Origin of the sequence: Streptomyces sp. NPDC058964 (assembly GCF_042741275.1) — a bacterium.
Lineage (GTDB): Bacteria > Actinomycetota > Actinomycetes > Streptomycetales > Streptomycetaceae > Streptomyces.
The window spans coordinates 1-20,224 of the sequence record NZ_JBHYKH010000094.1; the positions used below are offsets into that span (position 1 = coordinate 1).

Sequence of the window (20,224 nt, forward strand, 5' to 3'; positions counted from 1 at the left end):
GTATCCGTCACCAGTCAAAACGGTGACGGGTTGAGTTCGTTCCCTGTGCACGGCTCCCGAGAGCCCCGGGCGGAGCGACCGCGAAAGTGAGGCAATTTCTGCTGCAGGCACACACATGTCGGCAGAGACGTCCCGGTGCGTCTCATACGTGTCTTGCACGGGCCGACTGGAACCCGGCGGGGCGAGGTGCCGCGCCTGTGGCCGGACCCACGCGCCCGCTCGTCAGCACCGCACACGTGAGGGGAGTGCGGCTGACCATACGCCGGGAAGGCGGCCCGGACGCCACCCGCGCGAGCACTCGCGGCCGGCCGTGACGGACGCCCGCGGCGGCAATCGCCGCGCGACGTGTGCCGGGGAGCTGCGATCGAGAGCTGTCAGCTGGGCGCCGGGTTGCACGCCCGCCGGTCTACGCCGAGATCGAGGGCCATCCCGACGAGACAGGGGTCGAACTCGCCCTGCGGGAGCTGCGCTTCTTGTCGACCGTAGCGTGCATCCTCGGCGTGTATCCCGCACAACGCCGACCGGTTGAGCGGACGTCAGTACTGGCCGGCCAGGGTGAGGTGACCCACACATCTGCCCGCGGCGTCGCGGAATACGTCGTGATCATTCCTGGTTGCCCGGTCGTACCCATCTGACGCCGAGCCTGCCGCGCTGCGTGTGCGGCGCACCTCGGACGTCGACGCAACTACGGGAGGATTCGTGAAGCGATCGGAATGTGTGGATGCCCCTGCTCGTCTGCGCCGGGTCCGCCTGCTCGGGACGGTCCGGAGATGCCCTTCGGAGGTTCCGCCGCCAAGGCAGACCGAACCGGACGACGCGAGGACGGCCGGGTCACAGTAGGCGTGCGATCGCGGCGGGAGCGCCGGGTTGCGCCTGCCTCAGCCCCGGCAGGCCTCCCGAAGCCGCGGCCAGACCTCACTGATCGTCGGGAACGCCGGGAGGGCTTGCCACGGCCTGCGCACGGATACCTCACCGACCGCGGCGGGCCGCCGAGTACAGCAGCTCTCCGTCGCCGGGGCCGACGAAGGTGAAGCCGAACATGGCGTCCCTGTCCACGTCGAGCTACAGGTAAGCCGTACCGCGGTGGCGCTCGGCGTACCCGGCGCGCACCCGCGGCGCGTCCGATGCCGTGGTCGACGAACTTGACCCGCCGCCCGGTGCGCTCGGCGACGCACGTGGTGGGGCGACCGACGCCACTCGGGATGAGTGAAGACGACCCGCGGCACGGCCGTGGCGCCGGCGGTCGTCACGTGCCCCCCCCACCTGGCGTCGTCGACCCGCTCCGAGTGGGCGCGGGCCCCGACGGCGCGCGTGGGTCGGCGCGTGCTCGTGTCAGGCGTGGGCCGGGACCTGGTGATTCCGCATGCCCAGCAGGGCGAGGCAGCTCGGCCAGAGCGTGCTGAGCTGAGCGGGGTCGTTGTGCAGCTTGGCGAAGAGCACCTGACCCTCGAGCTGCGCGACCAGGGACCGGGCGGCGCCCTGCGTGTCGCTCACGGTCACCTCGCCGTGCTGCTCGGCCTCTGCCACGACCGCGCCGACCATCTCCACCTGCTCCTCGAAGATGTCCTGCAGACGCAGTCGTACGGCGTCGGCCCGATTGCTCATCTCCAGGGAGAGATTCCCGTACATGCACCCCAGAACCGATCCGCAGCCGTCCTGGCCGGCCCGCTGGCGCGTCTCCATGGCCTCGAACAGCCGCCTCAGCCGCTGCAAGGGCTCGGCGTCGCCGCTCAGAGCCCGCTCCCACTCGCGCCGCTCGGCGGCCCAGTGCTCATCGATCACGGCGAGCGCCAGGGATTCCTTGGACTCGAAGAAGTAGTAGAAACTCCCCTTGGGCACACCTGCCGTCTTGCAGATTTCGGCGACGCCCAGAGCCGAGTAACCCCGCTGCTCGATCAGCGACTGAGCAGCGGTAAGGATCTTGTTCCTGGCATCACTCGTCCGTCCCATGGGTGAAAGTATACGACCGTTCGACTATGCTGACCGGTGCGTGGCCGTCCGGCCTCGCCGCGCGTCGGGGCCTCGCACCCGGCGGTCGGGCGACCGTCGCGGCCGGTGGGAGGCTGACGCTGGCAGCAGGGAGGAAACAGGTCGTGGATATCGCCGGGTTGGTGGGCGCAGCCTGGCTGCATGGCAAGTAGGCGATGCGTCAACTCGACGGCTCCCGGCGGCGGCCGGGGGCTGGTCATGGAGTCCCCGCGCGACACGTCCTCCGCCGCGAGAGGTGCGCATCGGTCACCGTGGGTCCACGTCCTGCAGGCCGCCGCCGCACTGGCGACGGGAATGGGCGTCGGCCGCTTCGTCTATAGCCCCATCCTCCCGCTGATGCACGCACAGGCCGGTCTGTCGGCCGGAGCCGGAGCGAATCTCGCGACCGCGAACTACGTGGGTTATCTGATCGGGGCCCTGGTCGGCACCTTCGTCCCGCGGCTGGTGCGCTCACCGGCGGTGCTGCGCGGTTGTCTGCTGGCCCTGGTCGCCACGTTGGCCGGCATGCCGCTCACCCACAGCGCCACCGTATGGCTGCTCCTTCGCCTCGGGGCGGGAGTCTTCAGCGCGATGATCTTCGTTAGCGCCGTCAGTTCCCTGCTCAGCCATCTGCGCGAGCACCCGGCCCACCTGCCCGGCTGGGCCTTCGGCGGTGTCGGGGCGGGCATTGCGTTGTCCGGTGTGCTCGTCCTCGTGCTGCGCACGGTCGGCAACTGGCAGGCCGCTTGGTGGGCTTCGGCGGCGCTGGCCGCGGCGCTCACCCTCGGCGCCTGGAACCTGCGTCCGGAGCCTGCTCCGGAGCCGGCTGCCCCGGCGGCCTCCTCGGCACCAGCACCTCAGGCCCGGGCTGCCGGGCCGCGGACCCACCGCTGGTTCGGCGCTCTGTTCGCGTCCTACACGCTGGAGGGCATCGGCTACATCATCGCCGGCACCTTCCTCGTCGCGGCGATCAATCAGACGTCGCCCGGCTGGATCGGCAGCGGCGCTTGGGTACTGGTGGGTCTGGCGGCCATCCCCTCCTCCGCCCTCTGGGCCGGACTGGGGCGCCGCTGGTCCCGCCCGGACCTGCTGCTCGCCGCGCTCGGCGTGCAGGCCGTGGGCATCGCCCTGCCCGCGCTGATGGGGGGAGTGGCGGCCGCGCTGATCTCGGCGGTGCTGTTCGGTTCCACCTTCATCGGTGTGAGCACCCTGGCCCTGGGGGCGGGGACGCATCTGCGGTTCCCGCGCGCCGTCGCCCTGCTCACCGCCGGGTACTCGGTCGGCCAGATCCTGGGCCCACTGGTGGCGACTCCCTTCCTGCACCACGGCTACCACCAGGCTCTGCTGCTGGCCGCCGGCATCGTCCTGGCCGCGGCGCTCGCCGCCTTCGCGCTCCGCATCGGGTTCCCGCACGCGATGCCGGCGCTGCACACGGTCGCGCGCGCCGGAGCCGCTTCCGGCCGAGAGCTTCCGGCCGCCGAAACGGGGGCGGCCGCCGACGCCTGAATGTGAACCTCCGGGGATGGAGCACACGTTTCATCTCTGACGGGACTTCCCGCCGCTGCGGTCGGCGGAGCGGCGGGAAGGGCGGTCGCTCGGGCGTCGCGCTACGAAAGGCCCCGTTCTTTATCGCGCCGCGACAGTCCTTGTCCGGGCGGCCGAACTCGGCGCACTGGAGTTCCCTGGACGGCGAGCAGACCTTTGGGGCCGCGGGCGGTGACTTCGTAGGAGACGGCCGTCGCCGAGGGAGGCCGTCAAGTGGTCTTCCCGGTGGCCGGACTCGACGCGCAGCCTGCTGGGCACATCGTCCATCCGGTGGGCCGCCGGCCTGCCGTAGCGCGCGAGCACCATGTTCACGTCGAGCGGCCCCGCATCGTGTGCCCAGGCCCGGGCCGGAGGCCCAGGAACGCGGCGCGCTTCGTCGTGTGCGATCACCGGCGCAGCAGTGCCCTGCTGGGTTCCAGGCCCAGAACGAGCATTCACCACCAGGCAGTTCGCGTTCCACGACGACGGTACTGAGCCAGGCGGCCCGTTCCCGTGACGATGTCGTAGGTAGGGACTCCTCGTTCACCCCTGGTGGTTGCACTCGCGGGGCGCTCGGGCCTCCGCGGGGCGGGCCGCCCGGAACGCGCGGCCCTCAGCCGTGTCCGGCGGGCGCGGCTGACGTCACCGGCCGGGAAGCCGGGTCGTCACCTCCTGCAGCACCCACCCGTTGCCGTCCGGGTCGGTGAAGGCCGCGAACGAGCCGTAGCTGGCGCGCTGCGGGTCCGGTCCGCTGACCCGTGCTTCTTCCGTGCCGCGGTGGAACACCCCGCCCGCGTCGTGGAAGATCTCGCCCATCTCGATGCCACGGTCGACGAGTTCGGCGTGGGCCGCCACGATGTCCGAGACGATGAGGTGCAGCCCCTGCACCGAACCCGGTGCGGCCGTGGTGACCCCGGTGCCGAAGAGGACCGAGCACTGCGAGCCGGGAGGCGTCAAGTGCACCACGCGGTACCTGTCGTCGGCGACATGGTCGACGTCCAGCCGGAATCCGACCTTCTCGTAGAAGGCCTTGGCCTGGTCGACGTCGGAGACGGGAAGCACCACAACTTCGAGTTTCAGATCCATCTGTGCCTTCTCTTTCGCGGGCGGAGGCTTGCACCCCCCGCAGCGTCACCTGTTGAACCGGTGAGAGGATGACAGCTGCATCCGTCACCGGTCAAGCCGGTGACGAACAGGGGGGCCTGTATCCCACGGCGCGGGAAATGGCCCGTCCCTCGTCGACGCGCACTTCTGCGTCGAGGTGACCGGCCCGGGCAGTGGCCTTCGTGTACGGGGACGTTGGCGAAACGTGAGAAACGCGGAGTACGTGTCGGCGCGGAAGGGGACTTCGGCTTCGAGGGACGTCATCGGCGCGGGCGCCTCAGGAACACGGCCCGACCCGACCCCGCTCCGCCGCCAGCAGGCCGCGCGCCCCTGGACCGGGGCGCTGCAGGCGGGTGCAGGTCGGCGTCGTCGGGCATCAACGCCCACTGGGGAATCCGTTGCTCGGTGATGGCCGGGACGGGTGATGACCAGGGCGACGGGGTGGGCCCGCACAGTGTTTCTCTTTGCGTAGTTGGCCGTCGCCGTTCGGAATCCCGGGTCGGCGAGGGGCGCCACGTTTGATTGACCTGAGTACAGACCGTCCGCGGAGGAGATCGAGTTCCCCTGATGCCCATCGCCGTCCCGGATCGCACTGTCAGCGCGAGCCGGGAGGGCGACTGGTCGGGCACATGTGTCAGCTGAAGTCAGGACCGCCGGTACGCGTGCGCTTGATCTCATAGAAGTTCGGCGTGGAGGCCACGGTGATCACGCCGTCCCAGAGCCGGGCGGCGTCCTCGCCCTTGGGGGCGGGGTTAACCACGGGACCGAAGAACGCGACAGGATCGCTGCTTGCGTCGGCGCCCGGGACGGCGATGATCGGACTGCCGACGTCCTGGCCGACCAGGGTGATCCCTCGGGTGTGGGACGCTCGCAGTTCCTCGTCGTAGCGATCCGTGTCGCCGGCCCCGGCCAGGTCCACGGGCAGTCCCGCATCCTGTAGGGCCGCTTCCAGCGTGGCCCGGCTCTTCGGCTGCTGCTGCAGGTGGTAGCGGGTGCCGAGGGCGGTGTACAGAGGCTCGAGCACCTCGGGTCCGTGGCTGAGACGGGCGGCGGTCAGGACGCGTACCGGTGCCCACGCATCGCCCATCAGCACGCGGATGCGTTCGGGCAGTTCGTCCAGCCGGTTTCCGTTCAGGATGGATAGGCTCATGACGTGCCAGGACACCTTTAGGGGGCGTCTATCGGCGACGTCGAGGATCCAGCGGGACGTCAGCCATGTCCACGGGCAGACGGGGTCGAACCAGAAATCCACGGGAGTCGGGGACTCGGGGGAGGTCGATGCGGCCATGGGAACTCCTCTTACCGTTGCTAGGGGGTGTCGTTGCGGGCGGGGGCGGGGTCATTCGGCTGTGTGGAAGTCGGTGGAAGCCGACAGCTCGGACCAAGCGGCCAGATCGTCGGCCAGTTGGCGCTGTCCTTGCTCGACCAGACGCAGGGCGTCGCTGCCGGGCACCAGATGGACGGGTGGGTTCTCACTGTCGAGGACCTGGAGCACGGCCTGGGCGGCGCGCGCGGGGTCGCCTGCCTGATTGCCGTCCTTCTCCTGCCGGGCGGCCCGGATCGGACCGGACACGTCGTCGTGGTCCGGTACGGCGCGCGGAACTCGGACCATGGAGCGACCCGCCCAGTCCGTGCGGAACGAGCCGAGCGCCAGCGAGGTCACGCGGATGCCGAAACCGGCGACTTCCTGGGCCGGCGAACCGGCTATGCCCTCCATGGCGAACTTGCTGGCGCCGTAGAAGGCCACCCCGGGCAGTGCGGTCAGCCCCGCCATGGAGGACACGGTGAAGATGTGACCGCCGCGTCGCCGCCGCATGTGGGGGAGGGGCGCCTTGATGACGGCGACGCTGCCGAACACGTTGACGTCGAACTGCCGACGCGCGTCCTCCATGCTCGTCTCCTCGACGGTGCCCTCCAGGCCGTAACCGGCGTTGCCGATCAGCACGTTGATTGGGCCGACGCTCCGCTCGATGTCGTCGACCACCTGCGTGACAGCGTGGTCGTCCGTCACGTCCAGCACCCTGGCGACGGCTCGTCCGGGAGCCAGTGCCTCGAAGCCTGCTCCGCATCTCGAACCGTGCCGACGACGAGGTGGCCGGCGGCCAGAGCTTCCTGGGCGAAGGCCCGGCCCAGGCCGCTACTGACGCCGGTGATGAAGAACGTCCTGCTCATGAAAGTCTCCTGCGGAGCATGCGGTAGTGGTGCCGCGTCGCGGGCCTTGCCGCGGATGACGGTGGCGCGTTGCGGGCGTGCCCGAACTGCAGGCCTTCGTTGCTGGCCCGCCCCGGCTCCGCCGGGCGCCCGGCCTCGGTCGGGACGCGATCGGCACCATGGGACCGATGGTGATTTAACCGACCGGTCGTCTATTAATTTAGTTGATCAGTTCACCAGTGTCAACGGCATGCGGAGCCGCGGGCGAGCGGTGTTCCAAGGCGAGGGGCGTCAGGGGCCCAGATGCCGATCGAGGCGCCCCGCTTTCCGTCGTGCACACGACCTGACGGGACACCGCCCAGCACGCGCATCGGTGCCGCAGGAGAGGCGATCCGGTCATGGGCCTCGCACACGTGGTCTCGTTCGTATCCGACAACGGGGACGCCATTTTCCAGGGGCGGCCTGCATCCCTGCAGCGTCGGACGCCCTGGCGGTGCACACGAAGCGGGCGGTCTGCGCCGTGTGCGAGACGTGTACGGAGTCTGTGTCTACGCCGGGCTCCTTCCGGTGTTGCCGAGCACCGCGCACAGCTACCGGACCGGTGAGGCGGGCGGAGCCCGGTGCGCGAACCGGGGCGGCATGCGGGCCGGGGCCGCATCGTTGCTGACTTGCCGGACTGTGGTGCTCGGCGTGCAATGGGGGAGAACCTCGCACATGTCTGGCCAATTGTGCGTCCGACCTGAATCCCATCCGTCCCCGCATCACACACGGCCAGTTCAGGGGGCTAGGAGGTGAGGTAGCCATGGCGAAAGTCCTCTTCATAGTGAGTGGGGCGACGTACTGGGTGCTCAAGGACGGCACCAGGTATGCGACGGGATATTGGGCCGAAGAGTTCGCGATGCCGTACAAGAAGATCACGGAGGCCGGTCACGACGTCGTGGTCGGGACACCCGGCGGTGCGATCCCGAACGTCGACATGATGAGCCTTCGCCCTTCGATGGCGGGCGGTGAGGAAGGAGCCCTCGAGCTGGAAGCCATCATCCGTTCCGCCGAGGTGATGCGGCGGCCCCTCAAGCTGTCGGACGTCCGCCTCGAGGACTACGACGCGGTGTACCTGCCCGGCGGTCACGGTCCGATGTCCGACTTGGCATTCGACGCCGACGTCGGCCGGCTGCTGACGGCGCAGCTCGCCTCGGGCAAACCCCTCGCCATCGTGTGCCATGGCCCGTCGGCGATTCTGGCGACCAGGATCCATGGTGAGTCCCCGTTCAAGGGCTACAGGGTCACGTGCTTCACCGACGAGGAGGAAGAGGCCGTAGGGCTGGCGCCCAGGGTGCCGTGGCTTCTGGAGACCGAGCTGAAGGAAAAGGTGGGCGTCGACTTCAGCCGCGGCCCGATCTGGGAGCCGTACATGGTGGAGGACCGCAACCTCATCACCGGGCAGAACCCCCACTCGGCCGCGATTCTCGCAGACCGGCTGCTTGAGATTCTCAAGTGACCGTGTAGGGGCGGATGAACGCCTCGACGTCCGTGCACGGCATCCACCCGGAGTAGTGCCGTGCGCGCACAACGGCGGGGGTCGTGTCCCACGTCGACCGGCAGGGGGACACGATCCGTACGGCGGTGCGCCGGCTTGGACTGCTCGGCCCGCCACACCGGTTCCCGAGCGGCCCGCGCATCTCCACGTCGGTGCCGGTCGGGATCTCGTCCGCGAGGTACGGCGACACCTCACCGTGGACATGTCCTGCACGTCCGGTTCGATCCGGTCGCCGTCTGCCGGTGCCGCGAGCGGGTAGCTGCGTACGGCTCGGTAGCCGTCGTCGGCGGTGAGATGCACGTCGACGCGCCGGCCGGCCAGATGGCCGGACCGGCTTGGCGCGCTGTCCCAGGGGCGACCGCCACGGCCGCCCTCACCCTGGAACAGGTGACCGACGGCCGAGGATCGACCGTCGTGCACGGCCACACGACAGCGCCGACCTGTCGCCACAGGGCCCGGCGGCAGCCTCCGCCTCAGCTCAATGACCGGCCCGGCGGCCAGGGCGCCGCCGATCACGCAACCGCCGTGGGTGCGGCCTTTGGCAGCGAAGCCCTCACGCCGCCGGTCGGTCCGCCCAGGCCTGTTCCAGTGCCCGGGTGAACATCTCCGCCGACTGCACGCCGCTCACACCGTAACGCCGGTTCAGCACGAAAAAGGGCACGCCGGTGGCGCCGAGGTCAGCCGCCAGTCGCTCGTCAGCCCGCACCTCTGCGGCGAACGCGTCCGGGTCATCGAGCACTTCTCGCGCCTCCGCCTCATTCAGCCCCGCTTCCACGGCCAGACCGACTTGAGTCTCCCGGTCATAGACCGAAGAGGCCTCCGCGAAGTTCACACGGAAGGCAAGGTTCATCAACTCGGCCTGCAGACCACGCGTCTTGGCGAAGTGAATGAGACGGTGTATGTCGAAGGTGTTCCCGAAGGCACGTCCACCGATACGGAAATCCAAACCCACGGCTCGCGCCATGGCCGCAGCCTGCTCCTCCCTGGCGACCTGCTGCTCACGGGTGCGGCCGTACTGTGCCGCGACCGCGTCAATGATCGGCACCGTGCCGTTTTCCGCCTGCGGGTTCAGCTCGAACGACCGGTGCACCACCTCGACCTGGTCCCGGTGAGCGAAGGCAGCGAGACCTTGATCGAAGCGAGCCGTGGCGACGTAGCACCACGGGCAGGCAATATCAGCCCATATCTCTACACGCATGTTCGACATCTCCCGTCATCGAATTGATAACTCTCTGCTACTGCCCGGCCACCAGACGAGTCGGATGGCCGTCTGTCGGCAATAATAGACGACCGGACGTCTATAAGCTCGCACGTGCGCTTGCTGGACACGGCCGACGGCGCTTGTGGGGAATCTCGTCTCGAGTGGTCAGAGGCCCCGCCCCCAAAACTGGGTGCCCCGGGGGGAGATGACGTCCGTGAGCTCGTTTCCACACGGCTTCCACAGCCGCACCCGTTCCTGGCGGGCCGGCTGCCGCCAGGACAGTGGCCGACTGAGCCGACGTCCTGGACCTTCACCGCAACCACGGAGTCCGGTGAAACGCTTAGCCGGGCTGCACCGCGCCCTGGGGCGGCCGACGTTGCGCCGGGCGGGCAGGACTGGCGCCCGTATTCCCCCGGTATATGTGCCGCGGTTCCAGGTGCCGTGCTGGACGCGTACCACCCGAGGCCGCGGGTCTTTCGTGGAGTGGGACCGCTTCCGTGCGGATGACGGCACCCAGCCCGTCAGAAACGCCCCGGTTCAGGTCGCTGGTCATGAGCCGGGGTGTCAGCCTGGCCGGCGGTGTCGGAGACGTTCGAGGTGCCGAGCATGTCGAGGAGGACCATCGCGTCGTGCTCGGGGCTCGTGACGTCGGCGTAGTAGACGACGAGGCGGTGGCCGGGGGTGCCTTCGAGTTGCATGGCCTGGTAGTCGAGGGTGATGTCCCCGACCTGAGGGTGGTGGAAGTGCTTGGTGCCGGGGCGATGGCCGCGGACGTCGTAGCGCTCCCACAGGCGGGCGAAGTCGGTGCTCTTCAGAAGAAGCTCGCCTACGAGCTGGGCAAGGTCAGGGGCGTCCGGATCGGTGCCGGCCAGGGCCCTCAGACGTGCCACACACCCGCGGATGCGCGTCTCCCACTCAGGGAACAGGTCGCGGGCGGCCGGGTGGAGGAAGTAGTAGCGGGCCAGGTTGCGCTGTTTGGCCGGCCAGCTCTCGATGCCCGCGTACAGTTGCAGGCCGCCGGGGTTGGCGGCGAGTATGTCCAGGGTACGGCTGAGGACGTAGGCCGGACTGGGCCGCAGGTTCTCCAGCAGGAGCTTGACGCCCGGCCGTACAGTGCGGTTGGGCGCGATGGGTGGCTCGGGGGCGGTGCGGGCGGCCCGGGCGGCCAGTCGGCGCAGGTGCTCGTGCTCGTCTTCCTGCAAGTGCAGCGCGCGGGCGACGGCGTCGACGACGGCGGGGCTGGGCCGGGTTTCCTTGCCGCGTTCAAGGCGGGTGTAGTAGTCGACGCTGACCCCGGCGAGGGTGGCCAGCTCTTCGCGGCGCAGTCCGGGGGTGCGGCGAAGCCCCGGTCCCGTGGGGAGGCCGACCTGCTCGGGGGTGACCTGGGTGCGGCGGGCGCGCAGAAACCCCGCCAGGTCGTTGCTGCGCTGGTCAGGGCTCATGCAGTCAGTGTGCCAGTTGCGGTGACTGACACCAGGCGGCCGTGGGGGGCCGTGTCACTCCCCGGAACGTCGCTCCCCGGCACCGTCCGGCCTGCCACTGGATGTCCGGGAGCGCGACAGTGGACAAGCCGCGGTGGACCGTCGATACGGCGGCTCTCCGTTGACGGGCTGTGATCCCGCAGCCGTCCGTTCCGACACGAAGGCAGAACACAGCATGCGCAACACCACCCTGGGCACCCACGGACCGCAGGTCGGCGTCATCGGCCTGGGCGCCATGGGGATGAGCTTCGCCTACGACATGGCCACCCCGCGTGACGAAGCCACCTCCGTCTCGGTTATTCACCAGGCCCTCGACCTGGGCGTGACCTTGATCGACACCGCCGATGTCTACGGCCCCTACACCAACGAGGAGCTCGTCGGGCGGGCCCTGGCCGGCCGACGTGACCGTGCGGTCGTCGCCACCAAGGTCGGCATGGAGTGCATCGACCCGACCGGCGGTCCCGGCGGTGCGCCCCTGGTCAGGCCCAACGGCCGACCCGAGCATGTGCGTGCCGCCATCGACGCCAGCCTGCACCGCCTGGGCACCGACCACATCGACCTCTACCAGCTCCACCGCGTCGACCCCGAGGTGCCCGTCGAGGAGACCTGGGGCGCCCTGGCCGAGGCCGTCACCGCCGGCAAGGCGCGTTACGTGGGCCTGTCCGAGGTGAGCGTGGACCAGATCAAGCGCGCCCAGGCCATACATCCGGTCACCACCGTGCAGTCCGAGTTCTCTCTGTGGACCCGCGACGTCCAGGCCGAGGTGCTGCCCTACTGCAAGGAGCACGGCATCGGCCTGATGCCGTACTCGCCACTGGGCCGCGGCTTCCTCCTCGGCCGCTTCAGCTCATTCGACGAACTGCCGGAGAACGACCAGCGGCGGCGTCTGCCCCGCTTCCAGCAGGACAACCTCCGGGCCAACCTCGACATCGCGGCCAAGGTCCGCGAAGTCGCCGACCGTATCGGCGTCACCCCTGCACAAGTCGCCCTGGCCTGGCTCGTCGCCCAGGGCGAGCACGTCGTGCCCATCCCCGGCACCAAGACCCCCAAGTACCTTGTAGACAACGCGGGCGGGGCGGACGTCCAGCTGTCCGGGGCCGACCTTGCGGACCTCGACGCCATCCCGGCCCCTGCCGGTGCCCGGTACTGACCGTCTCCGGCACCAAGCGGCAACCGACCACCACGAGGGCGCGGCATCCTGCCGCGCCCGGGAAATCGTTCGGTGTAACTCCCGATCACGGAGGATGCATCGATGACCAGTGAGAGCGCGGCCAACCACAAGGCCATCGAGCCGGCCGAGGTTGTGCGGCCGAAAGCCGTGGACGGCCAGTTGCTCGACGAACCGGTGGGCCGGGCCCAGGCCGAGGGGCCCCAGCAGCCCGCCCGCGCCGGGCGGTCAAAACGCGTGGACACTCTCCGAACGAGCAGACGGCGTTGAAGTTCGTGTCTCCGATCGCTGCTCGTCGTGCTTCGGACCCGGTGCGTATCGGGCGCTTCCGGGTGGCCGAGGAGCTGGGCGCGGGTGGGACGGGCACGCTGTACGCCGCGGTGGGGAAGGTACCGCCGAGGGGCTGGCTGGCGTGCACGCGGCCGGGGTGGTCCATAGCCGACGAGTTCGGTAGCGGCCGGGGAGGGCGGCCTGGCCGCGTGGGCCCGCACGGTCGACCGCATGGTACCGACTGCAGGCCCGAGCGGGACGTTGCGCTTCGCGGCACGGCGCACTGAACTGCGGTCGACCACAGCGCGCGCGGCATTCCGAGGGCGGGGTGCGTTCATGACGCGCCTTCAGCGAGCCGTACCGGACACTGACCACGGCCTCGTCCAAGTCGCCCCAGCCCACGGGCCACCGTGCTGCACGGCCGGCCGGCACCGGACCCGCCCTCAGTGCTCCTGACGCCGGGTCGACACACGGCATGCGCGAGCGGACAGAGTGGGGCAGGGACCGAGAGGGCATGCGCGCTCGGGACCAACGGGCCCCGCGGGGGACCTGTGGCCGCTGACCACGGTCGTGGTCACGGAGCTGGATCGCTTGCGATCGACCGATCCACAGCGACCTCGGCAAGGAGCGCACCATGTCCAAGTCCCCACGCAGCGGTTCAAGACCCGCTGCCACGGCAGCACTCGGCCTGCCCGCCGCGTCCGCGCTCGTGATAGGCAGCATCATCGGAACCGGGGTCTTCGCGCTCCCGTCGGCGCTCGCCCCCTACGGGCCCATCGCGCTCGTGGCGTTCGTGGCCGTCACGCTGGGCGCGCTCGCGCTGGCCGTGACCTTCGGTGGGCTGTCCAAGCGCGTGCCGGCGAGCGGTGGGCCGTACGTCTATGCCCGAGAAGCCTTTGGTGAGTTCGCCGGGTTCCTGAATGCCTGGTCGTACTGGATCACGGCCTGGGCCGGAAACGCCGCGATCGTGGTGGCGTGGGTCGGCTATGTGGAGGTGTTCGTCAACACCGGTCACAGGACCGGGATTTCTGTGCTGCTCGCACTGATCGGTCTGTGGATCCCCGCGGCGGTCAACCTCACCGGGGTCCGGAACACCGGCGCCTTCCAGGTCGTCACCACGGTGCTGAAATTCGTCCCGCTGGTCTTCATGGCCACCGTCGGGCTGCTGTTCATCGAACCGGACAACTTCGGCGAGTTCAACGCCAGTGGGCAGTCGGCGCTCGGCGCCGTCTCGGCGGCGGCCGCCATCGCCCTGTTCAGCTACCTCGGTCTGGAAGCCGCCTCGGTGGTGGCGGGCCGGGTGCGCGACCCGGAGCGGAACGTGCCGCGGGCCACGGTCTACGGCACGCTCGTCTGCGCGGTGATCTACATCCTGGGCACCCTCGCGGTCTTCGGGACCGTTTCGCACGGCAGGCTCGGTGATTCGACCGCCCCGTTCACCGACGCGGCGAACAACATCTTCGGCGGCACCTGGGCCGGGGACATCGTGGCCGTGGCTGCCATCATCTCCGGTATCGGCGCGCTGAACGGCTGGACCATGCTGTGCGCGGAGATGCCGTACGCCGCCGCCCGTGACGGCCTGTTCCCCGGGGCCTTCGCCCGGCTGCGCGGTGCGGGCGGCGTCCCGGCCTTCGGCATCGTCGTCTCGACCGTACTGGCCTCGCTGATCACCGTGTTCAGCTACACGCGCTTCGAGGACGTCTTCACGAAGATCGTGCTGTTGAGCGTGCTCACCGCCGTCGTCCCGTATCTGTTCTCCGCCGCGGCCCAGCTGTACTGGCTGCTGGTGCGCGGCCGGGAGAGCCTGAGCCCGCGTCGGCTGGCACGGGACGTCACCGTGGCGGGCCTGGCGATGACCTTCTCGTACTGGTCGATCCAGGGCAGCGGCTACCAGACCGTCTACTACGGCCTGTTCGTCATCCTCCTGGGCCTGCCGGTCTACGTCTGGCTCAAGCGCGACCGCGGTGAGTACGGCGAGACAGTCACCTGCGACCCGGGTGCCGACCGACGGGCTCCCGCCGACGAGGCTCCGCCGGCCGAACCCCCGGCCCGCGCGCCCGAGACCGCGTCCACCGAGCGCACCAAGACCACCCCGCGGCCCAGTACGGCCCGGCGCGGCCGCTTCCGGTCGACAGGGCGCCACCACGACTGATCATCCGACACCAGCCAGAAAGCAAGGCAATGAACACGTTCCACGTCGGTTCTGAGACCGGCCTCCTGCGCCAGGTGATCCTGCACCGCCCCGGTCTCGAACTCTCCCGCCTCACCCCGCGCAACGTCGACGCCCTGCTCTTCGACGACGTCCTGTGGGCCAAGCGTGCCCGCGAGGAGCACGACGCCTTCGCCCAGGTCCTGAGGGACCACGGCACCCGTGTCCACTACTTCGCGGACCTGCTCGCCCGGACCCTCGAGATCCCCGAGGCCCGCGAGTGGCTGCTGGACCGGGTGATCACCCGGGCGACCGTGGGCCCTGCCCTGGTCGACCCGGTGCGCGCACTGTTCGCCGACCTGGACGGCGAGACGCTGGCCGGACACCTCATCGGCGGACTCCTGAAAAGCGACCTCCCGCTCACCACCCCGCACAGCCTGGTCTGGAGTGCCCTCGGCGCCGACGACTTCGCGCTCGCCCCGCTGCCCAACCATCTGTTCCCGCGCGACAACTCCTGCTGGATCTACGACCGGTTGTCCGTCAACCCGATGGCCAAGCCCGCCCGTCGTCGCGAGAGCCTGCATGCCCAGACCATCTACCGCTTCCATCCGATGTTCGCGGGCACCGCACCCGCGCCCCTGCTGGACGGTCCCGTCGGGACCCTCGAAGGCGGTGACGTCCACGTCCTCGGCAACGACGCGGTCATGGTCGGGACGGGCGAGCGGACCACGGCACAGGCGGTCGAGAACCTGGCCGCCCGGCTCTTCGCCGAAGGCACGGCCAGGCGGCTGATCGCGGTCCAGCTTCCCGCGGCTCGCGCCTACATGCACCTCGACACGGTGCTGACCATGGTCGACCGCGATACCTTCGTCATCTATCCCGGCCTCGCGGACTCCCTGCGGTCCTGGACGCTCACGCCCAGCGACACCCGCGAGGCGGGCTTCGACGTCGCCCCGAACCCGGACCTGGCCACGGCCCTGGCCGAGGCGCTCGACCTGGACAAGGTCCGCATGCTCTCCGCCCCGCAGGACATCCGCAACGCCGAACGTGAACAGTGGGACGACGGCAGCAACTTCCTCGCCGTCGCCCCGGGCGTCGTCGTCGGCTACGAGCGCAACGTCACGACCAACACCTATCTGCGCAAGCAGGGCATCGAGGTCGTCACCATCGCCGGCGCCGAACTCGGCCGCGGCCGCGGCGGCCCGCGCTGCATGAGCTGCCCCATCGAACGCGACCCGGCCGCCTGAGCGCACCCCCGTAAGGACACCACCATGACCATCGACCTGCGAGGCCGCTCCTACCTGAGCGAACTCGACTTCACCCCCGCCGAGATCCACCACCTTCTCGACCTCGCCGCCGACCTCAAGGCGGCGAAGCACGCGGGTACCGAACAGCCCAGGCTGACCGGCAAGCACCTGGCGCTCATCTTCGAGAAGACCTCCACCCGCACCCGCTGCGCCTTCGAGGTCGCCGCCGCAGACCAGGGCGCCCGCACCACCTACCTCGGCCCGGGCGACACCCACGTCGGAACGAAGGAGTCCATCGCTGACACCGCCCGCGTCCTCGGCCGCATGTTCGACGGCATCGAGTACCGCGGCTCAGCCCAGCAGATCGTCACCGACCTCGCCACCCACGCCGGCGTCCCCGTCTACAACGGCCTGACCGACACCGCGCACCCCACCCAGAGCCTGTGCGACATGCTCACGATGCGCGAACACAGCCCCAGGCCGCTGCCGGAGATCGCCTACTGCTACCTGGGCGACGCCCGGAACAACATGGGCAACTCCCTGCTCTCCATGGGAGCCCTGCTCGGCATGGACGTACGCATCGCCGCGCCGCGGGCACTGTGGCCCGACCCCGCTCTGGTCGCCGCCTGCCGCACCCGGGGCAACCGCACCGGAGCCCGCATCACCCTCACCGAGGATGTCGAGACCGCCGTACGCGGAGCCGACTTTCTGCACACCGACGTCTGGGTCTCCATGGGCGAGCCCGCCGAGACCTGGCGCGAGCGCATCGAGCTGCTCCTGCCCTACCAGGTCAACGGCAAGACCCTCGCTCTCACCGGCAACGCGGACGTTCGGTTCATGCACTGCCTGCCCGCGTTCCACGACCACCGCACCCGTCTGGGCCGGGAACTACTGGACACCTACGGCCTGGACGGCCTCGAGGTCACCGACGAGGTCTTCTCCTCGCCCGCCTCGATCGTCTTCGACCAGGCGGAGAACCGGCTGCACACCATCAAGGCCGTGCTCGTCGCCACCCTGGAGGACTGAGGCCATGCGTATCGTCGTCGCCCTTGGAGGCAACGCCCTGCTGCGCCGCGGCCAACGCCCCGACGCCGTGGTCCAGCAGGCCAACATCGACCGGGTCGCGACCGCGATCGCCGCCCTCGCCCAGGAACACGAGCTGGTCATCACCCATGGCAACGGCCCGCAGATCGGCCTGCTGGCCATGGAGAGCGCGGCGGATCCGGCCCTGACCGCCCCGTACCCACTGGACCTGCTCGGTGCCCAGACCGAGGGCATGATCGGCTCCCTGCTGGCACGGACCCTGCACAATGCCCTGCCCGGACGCCGGATCGCGGCGCTGGTCAGCCACACCCTCGTCCGGAGCGACGATCCCGCCCTGGACCGGCCCACGAAGTTCGTGGGCCAGGTGTACCCCCGGAAACTAGCCGAGCCCCTCGCCCGCAGGTACGGCTGGCACATCGCCAAGGACGGCACGGGCTGGCGTCGTGTCGTTCCCTCACCGGCGCCCGAGCGGATCCTGGAGACCGAGACCATCCACGAACTCCTCTCCAGCGGCACCCTGGTGGTCTGTGCCGGCGGTGGCGGCATACCGGTCACCGCCGACCGGGACACCGGCGCGCTGAGCGGTGTCGAGGCGGTCATCGACAAGGACCTCACCGCGGCCCTGCTCGCCGAGGACCTCAAGGCCGATTTCCTGCTGATCCTCACCGACGTCCCGTGCGTCTACGAGGGCTACGGCACCGCGGACCCGCACCCCGTCCTCGACGCGACTCCCGACATCCTGCGCCGCGGCGGTTTCCCCGAAGGCTCGATGGGCCCGAAGGCGGAGGCGGCCGCCCGGTTCGTGGAACGCACCGGGGGACTGGCCGCGATCGGCGCCCTCGACGCGGCGTACGAGATCGTCCACGGCAGGTCGGGGACGCTCGTCCGCCCCGACATGGCCGTCGGCTGACCTCCGCGGGAGCGCGGTACCGGGCCGAACGGCCCCATCGGTCCGGGACCGCCGGCACCGCGCGGGGCGCTGTCCGGCACTGACGGCGGGGACCGGCGAAGGACGAGCATGAAGTGACGGACCGCAACCGGAAATCAGGGAGAGGACAACCGGCGATGACCGCAACGGTGACAGTTGGCAGCCGCAGGTCGCAGGCGTGGCGGGGATTCGCCGGGACGGCGTGGCGCGAGAGGATCGACGTACGCGACTTCGTCCAGGCCAACTACGCGCCCTACGAGGGTGACGCGTCCTTCCTCGCGGGTCCCACCGACCGCACCCTGGCCGTCTGGCACAAGGTCAGCGCGCTGTTCCCGGAGGAGCGGCGCAAGGGCATCCTCGACGTCGATGCCGCCACCCCTTCCACGATCACCTCGCACGCCCCCGGCTACATCGACCAGGAGCGCGAGTTGATCGTCGGCCTGCAGACCGACGCCCCCCTGAAGCGGGCGATCATGCCCAACGGGGGCCTGCGGATGGTCGAGAACGGTCTCAAGGCGTACGGCTACACACCGGACCCCCTCGTGACGAAGGTGTTCGGAACCTACCGCAAGACCCACAACGACGGTGTCTTCGACGCCTACACACCCGCGATGCGCGCCGCCCGCAAGGCCGGAATCATCACCGGGCTGCCCGACGCCTACGGCCGCGGCCGGATCATCGGTGACTACCGCAGGGTGGCGCTGTACGGCACCGACCGGCTGATCGAGGCCAAGCGGGCCGAGACGGCACTGCTGGACACCGAGCCGTCCACCGAGCACGTCATCCGCGACCGCGAGGAACTCGCCGAGCAGATCAGGGCGCTGGGCGAGCTGACCCGTATGGCGGCGACGTACGGCTGTGACGTCACCCGCCCCGCCGTGACCGCGCACGAAGCCGTCCAGTGGCTCTACCTCGGGTATCTCGCCGCGGTGAAGGAGCAGAACGGCGCCGCGATGTCGCTCGGCCGCACCTCGACCTTTCTCGACATCTATCTCCGGCGTGACCTGGAGGAGGGCACCATCGACGAGACGCGCGCCCAGGAACTGGTCGACGACTTCGTCATCAAGCTGAGAATCGTCCGCTTCCTGCGCACCCCCGAGTACGACGCCCTGTTCTCGGGCGACCCCACATGGGTGACCGAGTCCATAGGTGGCATCGGCCTCGACGGCCGCACGCTGGTGACCCGGACCTCCTTCCGCTTCCTGCAGACCCTCTACAACCTGGGACCCGCTCCGGAGCCCAACCTGACCGTGCTGTGGTCGCCCCGGCTGCCCGCCGGATTCAAGGAGTTCTGCGCCCGCGTGTCCATCGACACCAGCGCCGTCCAGTACGAGTCCGACGAGCTGATGCGGCCGCGGACCGGCGACGACACGGCGATCGCCTGCTGCGTGTCCGCCATGGCGGTGGGCCGGCAGATGCAGTTCTTCGGCGCCCGGGTCAACCTCGCCAAGGCACTGCTGTACGCGATCAACGGTGGCCGGGACGAGTTGACCGGAGAGCAGGTCGCACCGAAGACGCCTGCCCTGATGGGCGAGTACCTGGACTACGACGAGCTGTCGACGGCCTACGACCGCATGCTGGACTGGCTCGCGCGGACCTATGTCGACGCCCTCAACGTCATCCACTACATGCACGACAAGTACGCCTACGAGCGCATCGAGATGGCGCTGCACGACCATCCGGTGCACCGCTTCATGGCCTGCGGCGTCGCCGGCCTCTCGGTCGCGGCCGACAGCCTGTCGGCCGTGAAGCACGCCCGGGTGAAGGTGATCAGGGACGTGACCGGCCTCGCCGTCGACTACGTGGTCGAGGGAGACTACCCGGCCTACGGCAACAACGACGACCGCGCCGACGCCCTCGCCGTCGGCCTGGTCGAGTCGTTCATGGCCAAGGTGCGCAGGCACCCCACCTATCGCAATGCCGAGCACACCCAGTCGGTGCTGACGATCACCTCGAACGTGGTCTACGGCAAGCACACCGGGAACACCCCCGACGGCCGGAGGGCCGGGCAGCCGTTCGCCCCCGGTGCGAACCCCATGAACGGCCGCGACCGGCACGGGGTTGCCGCCTCCGCGTTGTCGGTCGCGAAGCTGCCGTACGAGCAGGCGCGTGACGGCATCTCGCTCACCACGACCATCACGCCCGAGGGCCTGGGGCACCGTCCGGAGGAGCGCGCGGGCCACCTGGTCGGCATCCTCGACGCCTACATGGGCGCCGGCGGCTTCCACATGAACGTCAACGTCCTCGACCGGACCACTCTCGAGGACGCCATGGAACACCCCGAGAAGTACCCGGACCTGACCATCAGGGTCTCCGGATACGCCGTCAACTTCGTCCGCCTGACGCGTGAGCAGCAACTCGACGTGATCAGCCGCACCTTCCACGGATCGCTGTGAGAGGCGCGACGGCGACCGGCCGGATCCATTCCTGGGACCTGTCCACCGGCGTGGAC

Annotated in this window: 14 protein-coding genes and 2 pseudogenes (1 of these 16 cut by a window edge); 10 read left to right on the plus strand and 6 right to left on the minus strand. The window is 69.7% G+C overall.

Annotation, left to right across the window (positions count from 1 at the left end):
- Window positions 1-1,332: 1,332 nt before the first annotated feature.
- A complete protein-coding gene (locus tag ACFW2E_RS14710; RefSeq protein WP_384466284.1) occupies window positions 1,333-1,950 on the minus strand; it encodes a TetR/AcrR family transcriptional regulator in 618 nt (205 codons plus the stop codon).
- A 333-nt stretch (window positions 1,951-2,283) separates the two neighbouring features.
- Between ACFW2E_RS14710 and ACFW2E_RS14715 the strand changes: the two genes are divergently transcribed.
- Window positions 2,284-3,474, plus strand: a complete 1,191-nt coding sequence (locus ACFW2E_RS14715; protein WP_384466312.1) for a YbfB/YjiJ family MFS transporter — start codon at window positions 2,284-2,286, stop codon at window positions 3,472-3,474.
- A gap of 660 nt (window positions 3,475-4,134) precedes the next feature.
- Here the strand turns inward: ACFW2E_RS14715 and ACFW2E_RS14720 are convergent.
- The 3 genes and pseudogenes from ACFW2E_RS14720 to ACFW2E_RS14730 form a co-directional block, all read right to left on the minus strand.
- On the minus strand, window positions 4,135-4,578 hold the full coding sequence (locus tag ACFW2E_RS14720) for a VOC family protein (protein ID WP_384466286.1): 444 nt from the start codon (window positions 4,576-4,578) through the stop codon (window positions 4,135-4,137).
- A gap of 652 nt (window positions 4,579-5,230) precedes the next feature.
- Window positions 5,231-5,884 (minus strand): DsbA family protein, encoded by a 654-nt coding sequence (locus ACFW2E_RS14725; protein WP_384466288.1) that lies wholly within the window; start codon window positions 5,882-5,884, stop codon window positions 5,231-5,233.
- A gap of 51 nt (window positions 5,885-5,935) precedes the next feature.
- Window positions 5,936-6,768, minus strand: a pseudogene (locus ACFW2E_RS14730) (oxidoreductase).
- Window positions 6,769-7,549: 781 nt separating this feature from the next.
- Between ACFW2E_RS14730 and ACFW2E_RS14735 the strand changes: the two are divergent.
- Window positions 7,550-8,245, plus strand: a complete 696-nt coding sequence (locus ACFW2E_RS14735; protein ID WP_384466290.1) for a type 1 glutamine amidotransferase domain-containing protein — start codon at window positions 7,550-7,552, stop codon at window positions 8,243-8,245.
- Between the two features lie 592 nt (window positions 8,246-8,837).
- Here the strand turns inward: ACFW2E_RS14735 and ACFW2E_RS14740 are convergent.
- A complete protein-coding gene (locus ACFW2E_RS14740) occupies window positions 8,838-9,482 on the minus strand; it encodes a DsbA family oxidoreductase (protein WP_384466292.1) in 645 nt (214 codons plus the stop codon).
- 524 nt (window positions 9,483-10,006) lie between these two features.
- Entirely contained in the window at window positions 10,007-10,927 is a 921-nt protein-coding gene (locus ACFW2E_RS14745; RefSeq protein ID WP_384466294.1) for a helix-turn-helix transcriptional regulator, read from the minus strand.
- Between the two features lie 214 nt (window positions 10,928-11,141).
- Between ACFW2E_RS14745 and ACFW2E_RS14750 the strand changes: the two genes are divergently transcribed.
- The 8 genes and pseudogenes from ACFW2E_RS14750 to pflA all read left to right on the plus strand — a co-directional run.
- Complete coding sequence (locus tag ACFW2E_RS14750) at window positions 11,142-12,116, plus strand: aldo/keto reductase (protein WP_384466296.1); 975 nt, start codon at window positions 11,142-11,144, stop codon at window positions 12,114-12,116.
- Between the two features lie 102 nt (window positions 12,117-12,218).
- A complete protein-coding gene (locus ACFW2E_RS14755; RefSeq protein ID WP_384466298.1) occupies window positions 12,219-12,404 on the plus strand; it encodes a hypothetical protein in 186 nt (61 codons plus the stop codon).
- A gap of 709 nt (window positions 12,405-13,113) precedes the next feature.
- Window positions 13,114-14,556 carry an APC family permease gene (locus ACFW2E_RS14760; RefSeq protein WP_384466314.1) on the plus strand — a complete coding sequence of 481 codons (1,443 nt, stop codon included), beginning with the start codon at window positions 13,114-13,116 and terminating at the stop codon, window positions 14,554-14,556.
- Between the two features lie 29 nt (window positions 14,557-14,585).
- Window positions 14,586-15,800 carry an arginine deiminase gene (locus ACFW2E_RS14765; RefSeq protein ID WP_384466300.1) on the plus strand — a complete coding sequence of 405 codons (1,215 nt, stop codon included), beginning with the start codon at window positions 14,586-14,588 and terminating at the stop codon, window positions 15,798-15,800.
- 24 nt (window positions 15,801-15,824) lie between these two features.
- Window positions 15,825-16,826, plus strand: a complete 1,002-nt coding sequence (gene argF, locus ACFW2E_RS14770; RefSeq protein ID WP_384466302.1) for an ornithine carbamoyltransferase — start codon at window positions 15,825-15,827, stop codon at window positions 16,824-16,826.
- A gap of 4 nt (window positions 16,827-16,830) precedes the next feature.
- Window positions 16,831-17,754, plus strand: coding sequence for a carbamate kinase (locus ACFW2E_RS14775; RefSeq protein ID WP_384466304.1), 924 nt, complete (start codon window positions 16,831-16,833; stop codon window positions 17,752-17,754).
- 155 nt (window positions 17,755-17,909) lie between these two features.
- Window positions 17,910-20,168, plus strand: a complete 2,259-nt coding sequence (pflB, locus tag ACFW2E_RS14780) for a formate C-acetyltransferase (RefSeq protein ID WP_384466306.1) — start codon at window positions 17,910-17,912, stop codon at window positions 20,166-20,168.
- Window positions 20,159-20,224 (plus strand): annotated as a pseudogene (gene pflA / locus ACFW2E_RS14785) (pyruvate formate-lyase-activating protein); it runs 650 nt beyond the window's last position. Before pflB ends, pflA begins: the two are co-directional and overlap by 10 nt.